The sequence below is a fragment of the Candidatus Eisenbacteria bacterium genome (assembly GCA_035577985.1).
Lineage (GTDB): Bacteria > Desulfobacterota > Binatia > DP-6 > DP-6 > DATJZY01.
Genome location: DATJZY010000062.1, coordinates 1 through 2,995 on the forward strand (window position 1 = coordinate 1; position 2,995 = coordinate 2,995).

The 2,995-nt window shown below is 71.4% G+C and carries 3 protein-coding genes; 2 read left to right on the forward strand and 1 reads right to left on the reverse strand.

Annotation, left to right across the window (positions count from 1 at the left end):
• Positions 1 to 393 (forward strand): molybdopterin-dependent oxidoreductase (locus VMS22_10185; protein HXJ34392.1); only part of this gene is annotated, 393 nt, incomplete at its 5' end.
• Between the two features lie 4 nt (positions 394 to 397).
• On the forward strand, positions 398 to 1,144 hold the full coding sequence (locus VMS22_10190) for an FAD-binding oxidoreductase (GenBank protein ID HXJ34393.1): 747 nt from the start codon (positions 398 to 400) through the stop codon (positions 1,142 to 1,144).
• A gap of 92 nt (positions 1,145 to 1,236) precedes the next feature.
• Here the strand turns inward: VMS22_10190 and VMS22_10195 are convergent, their stop codons facing one another.
• Positions 1,237 to 2,892: an FAD-dependent oxidoreductase gene (locus VMS22_10195; protein ID HXJ34394.1), complete on the reverse strand. Its 1,656-nt coding sequence runs from the start codon at positions 2,890 to 2,892 to the stop codon at positions 1,237 to 1,239.
• Positions 2,893 to 2,995: the final 103 nt, after the last annotated feature.

Here is a 2,995-nt window from a genome sequence, read left to right on the forward strand (position 1 = left end):
GTCACGCGCGACATCCACTGCGTCACCAAGTGGAGCAAGTTCGACACCGCCTGGGAGGGCGTGTCGATCGACGACCTCCTCGCCGACGCGGGCATCGAGGCGCCCACCGCGTACGTCCTCGCCCACTCCGTCGACGGCTACTCGACCAACGTGCCGACGAAGGATCTCGTCGGCGGGCGCGGGATGATCGCCGTCTCGTACGAAGGCAAGCCGATCCCGGCCGATCACGGCGGCCCCGCCCGCCTGCTGGTCCCGCACCTCTACTTCTGGAAGTCGGCGAAGTGGGTGAACGCGCTGCAGTTCACCGAGCGCGACGAGGCCGGCTTCTGGGAGCTCCGCGGCTATCACATGTACGGCGATCCCTGGCAGGAGCAGCGGTACTCGGGGGACTGAGGCGATGGACGCCGTTGCCGGACCGCGGAAGCTCGCCTGGACCATGGCGAGGGTCACCTCGGTCGTCCCGCGCACGCCGCGCATCAAGAGCTTCTTCTTCGCGCTGCCGCAACCGCCCGCGTTCGTCCCGGGGCAGCACATGGACGTGCGTCTCGTCGCGCCCGACGGCTACGAGGCGCAGCGCAGTTACTCGATCGCCTCGGCGCCCGAGCACGCCGACGCTCTCGAGCTCGCCGTCGAGCGGCTCCAGGACGGCGAGGTGTCGCCGTTCTTCCACGACGAGGTGCGGGTCGGCGACGAGATCGAGCTCCGCGGGCCGATCGGCGGCCACTTCATGTGGTCGGTGCGGGACGGCGGCCCGCTGCTCCTCGTCGGCGGCGGCTCGGGCGTCGTCCCGCTGGCGTCGATGATCCGGCACCACGCGGCGCAGGGGAGCGAAGCTCCGGTCACGCTCGCGGTCTCCGCCCGGACCGCGCCCGACCTCCTCTACCTCGACGAACTGCGCGGCTACGCCGCCGCGCGACGCGGTTTCACGCTCCTCGCCACGGTCACGCGCGAAGCACCGGGGCACAACGATCTTCGGCGCGGCCGCATCGACCGGGAACTCCTGGCGGAGGCGCTGCGCGCGGGCGGCAGCCCGCTGCTCGCGTTCGTCTGTGGCGCGAACGCATTCGTCGAGACCGTCAGCGGGCTGCTGCTCGACCTCGGCGTCGCTCCCGACCGGATCAGGACCGAACGCTACGGCGGCTAGCGTTCAGGCGCGCAGGTGGAACCGCCGCACCGCGAGGAACCCCAGCACCACGAAGATCAGCAGCAAGACGCCCTGTGCGAGGTGGCCCGGCGCTACTCTTGCAGCGCGCGGTGAACGAACTGCACGGCGGTCGATCCCTCGCCCACTGCGGCTGCCACGCGCTTGATGCTCCCCGACCGGACGTCGCCCACCGCAAAGATTCCCGGACGGCTCGTTTCCAGGAGGTGCGGCTCGCGAGCGAGCGGCCAGCGCGTCGCTGCGAGATCCTCGGCGCTCAGGTCCGATCCGGTGCGCACGAACCCCTTGTCGTCGAGCGCCACCCAGCCCGCGAGCCAGCGCGCGTTCGGCACCGCGCCGGTCATGAGGAACACGTGCCCGATGTCGCGCGACTCGCGCTGGTCGCCCTGGCTCCGCCAGGTGACGCGCTCGAGCTGGCCGTTCCCGTCGAGCGCGGCGATCTCGGTGAACGGCCGCAGCGTGATGTTGGGGTTCTCCTCGATGCGCCGGATCAGGTAGCGCGACATCGTCGCTGCCAGACCCGACGACCGGACGAGCAGGTGCACGTGCCGGCAGCCGCTCGCCAGGAACACCGCCGCCTGGCCGGCCGAGTTGCCGCCGCCCACGACGATTGCCTCCTCGCCCCGGCAGATCTGCGCCTCCAGGTAGGTCGCCGCGTAGTAGACACCCGCCCCGACGAACTGCGACAGGTTTTCGATCGCGATCGGCCGGTACTCGGCGCCAGTCGCGACGACGATCGTCCGCGCGTGCACGACGCGCCCGCTCGCGAGCTCGATCCGGTATGGGCGGCGGTGGCACAGCAGCTTCACGACGGTGCCGGCGACCGCGACGTCCGCGCCGAACTTCTGCGCCTGCACGAGCGCGCGCGCGGCGAGCGCCTGCCCCGAGATCCCGGTGGGGAAGCCGAGGTAGTTCTCGATCTTCGAGCTCGTCCCCGCCTGCCCGCCCGCCGCGGTGGTCTCGAGCACGAGGACGTCGAGCCCCTCTGAGGCGCCGTAGACGGCGGCGGCGAGCCCCGCCGGCCCGGCGCCGATGACGATCAGGTCGCGCACCGTCGCATCGTCGAACTCCGGGTTCATCCGCAGGCAGTCGGCGAGCTGCTCGTTCGTCGGGTTCCTGAGCACCGTCTCGCCGCGGCAGATGACAACCGGCACCTCGTCGATCCCCACCTGGAAGCGCTCCAGCAGCGCGGCGACGTCGGGGTCGCGGTCGACGTCGAGGCTCGCGTACGGGAAGCCGTTGCGACCGAGGAACTGGCGCAGGCGGAGCGTCGCTGCCGAGTGGCTCGAGCCGATCAGTACGACGTCGCCCTGCCTCGCCTGGATCAGGCCCATGCGGCGCAGGATGAACGCGCGCATGAAGAGCTCGCTCAGCTCGGCGTCGTTCTGGACGACCCGGAGGAGGCCCTCGTGCTCGATCGCGATCACCTCGCCGTCTTCGCGCACCCGCGCGCGCACGGTGGCGCCCGAGCCGCGCAGCGCGCTCATCTCGCCGCCGAAGCTGCCCGCCGTGTGGACGGTGATCGGGGTCTCGCCGTCGATCCCCGGCAGCACGACCTCGATCGCCCCGGAGAGCACCACGAGGATGCGGCCGTGCCGGTCGCCCGGTTCGGTCAACACTTCGCCGGCACGGATGCGCATGCGGCTCCCGTACGCCTCGAGCCGGTCGATCTGCGCGGGCGTGAGCTTCGGGAACATCTGTTCCCGCCGGGTGTCGAGGACGTTCGCCACCGCGTCAGCGCCCGCCGAGGATCTTCTCCGTCGCCGCGACCAGGCCGGCGAGCCCGAACGAGGCGTCCTGGATCATCCCGTTGAGGAAGAGCCCCGGCGTGCT

Coding starts and splice junctions, on each gene's coding strand:
- VMS22_10190 (HXJ34393.1), top strand. CDS start 398: ATGGACGCCGTTGCCGGACCGCGGAAGCTCGCCTGGACCATGGCGAGG.